Origin of the sequence: Paenibacillus popilliae ATCC 14706 (assembly GCF_000315235.1) — a bacterium.
Classification (GTDB): domain Bacteria; phylum Bacillota; class Bacilli; order Paenibacillales; family Paenibacillaceae; genus Paenibacillus_B; species Paenibacillus_B popilliae.
The window spans coordinates 1-677 of record NZ_BALG01000175.1; the positions used below are offsets into that span (position 1 = coordinate 1).

At 41.4% G+C, this 677-nt stretch carries 1 pseudogene; it reads right to left on the bottom strand.

The window, feature by feature from the left end:
- Positions 1–536: 536 nt before the first annotated feature.
- A pseudogene (locus PPOP_RS22005) lies at positions 537–677 on the bottom strand (IS256 family transposase); the annotation flags it as partial.

A 677-nucleotide genomic window follows, 5' to 3' on the forward strand; every position in this document is an offset into this window, starting at 1 on the left:
AGTTGCAACTTATTAACATAACAATAAGACGGATTGGACTTAATTTTTTTAACGTCATCTTCCTTTTCATCAGTGATTTCCCCTCCCAAATCTTTATTTTTGCCATAAACAACCAATATTTTACACCTAATTAATCCTTTATTGGTTATAAAATACCTCTTAATAACATTTTCTTACTTTGATAGGTGCCAAATTACTACAACTATTCCATGGATTGAGACACGGGAGAGTATAAAATAAGTTATCCAGCTCTGGGGAATCGACATCACTATCTCTGGTAGGGCAAAGGCTTCATGTATCTGTTCAATATCATAGATGGGCAGCCGGAAAGTGATCGATGACGAGTCGCATCATCATTCCATTAGATCACGAGAAGGAGGACTTAACTTAGGGGTTGCTGAATAATCAAAATCTCGAGTCGAAATGAGGTACATAGAAAATGTGATATTTTCGTAAAAAATCGTGCACATGGAGTGAGCTAACCATGTATCGTAAACCGGTTTAAAGAGAATCTCCCCCGAGAGGGAGATCGACCCTCACGGCAGATGCTGGCCGATACGCTCTGGAAAGAAAACGGAGAGCGGCAGCAGCATTTGGCCCCAGTTTTGCACGCGGCCCGTCCATTTGCGAGTGACATCCATAGTGACGAGGTATAGCATCTTTAGCAATGCCTCGTC